This is a genomic window from Streptococcus sp. HMSC073A12 (assembly GCF_001812815.1).
In the GTDB taxonomy this organism is placed as follows: domain Bacteria; phylum Bacillota; class Bacilli; order Lactobacillales; family Streptococcaceae; genus Streptococcus; species Streptococcus vaginalis.
In genome coordinates this window covers 1-662 of the sequence record NZ_KV810546.1, presented here as the reverse complement: position 1 = coordinate 662, position 662 = coordinate 1, and the positions used below count along the sequence as shown (strand labels likewise).

General features: G+C 52.4%; 7 tRNA genes. All 7 read left to right on the top strand.

Annotated elements, in window-relative coordinates:
- The first annotated feature begins 46 nt into the window (after positions 1–46).
- Positions 47–119, top strand: a tRNA-Asp gene (locus HMPREF2876_RS07005).
- A gap of 27 nt (positions 120–146) precedes the next feature.
- A tRNA-Lys gene (locus tag HMPREF2876_RS07000) sits at positions 147–219 on the top strand.
- Between the two features lie 9 nt (positions 220–228).
- Positions 229–310 (top strand) — tRNA-Leu (locus tag HMPREF2876_RS06995).
- 10 nt (positions 311–320) lie between these two features.
- Positions 321–393, top strand: a tRNA-Thr gene (locus tag HMPREF2876_RS06990).
- A gap of 19 nt (positions 394–412) precedes the next feature.
- Positions 413–484: transfer RNA gene (locus HMPREF2876_RS06985), tRNA-Gly, on the top strand.
- Between the two features lie 7 nt (positions 485–491).
- A tRNA-Leu gene (locus HMPREF2876_RS06980) sits at positions 492–577 on the top strand.
- Positions 578–586: 9 nt separating this feature from the next.
- A tRNA-Arg gene (locus HMPREF2876_RS06975) sits at positions 587–660 on the top strand.
- Positions 661–662 lie beyond the last annotated feature (2 nt).

Here is a 662-nt window from a genome sequence, read left to right as displayed (position 1 = left end):
GTTCGATCCCGTTAACTCCCATTTCTTTAAGCGGAAAGGCTTAATAGGTCCCGTAGTGTAGCGGTTATCACGTCGCCCTGTCACGGCGAAGATCGCGGGTTCGATTCCCGTCGGGACCGTTTTAGTGTATAGAGATACATTAGAGAGACTCGTTAGCTCAGTTGGTAGAGCATTTGACTTTTAATCAAAGGGTCACTGGTTCGAGCCCAGTACGGGTCATAGTCACAGGCGGGTGTGGCGGAATTGGCAGACGCACCAGATTTAGGATCTGGCGCTTAACGGCGTGGGGGTTCAAGTCCCTTCACCCGCATAGGAGATAAGCCGGCTTAGCTCAGTTGGTAGAGCATCTGATTTGTAATCAGAGGGTCGCGTGTTCAAGTCATGTAGCCGGCATTAAAGGAAAGAAGCGAATGCGAACGTAGTTCAGTGGTAGAACATCACCTTGCCAAGGTGGGGGTCGCGGGTTCGAACCCCGTCGTTCGCTTGAGGAAGCCGGGGTGGCGGAACTGGCAGACGCACAGGACTTAAAATCCTGCGATTGGAAACAATCGTACCGGTTCGATTCCGGTCCTCGGCATAGGAAAGAGCACCCTTAGCTCAACTGGATAGAGTACCTGACTACGAATCAGGCGGTTAGAGGTTCGACTCCTCTAGGGTGCATA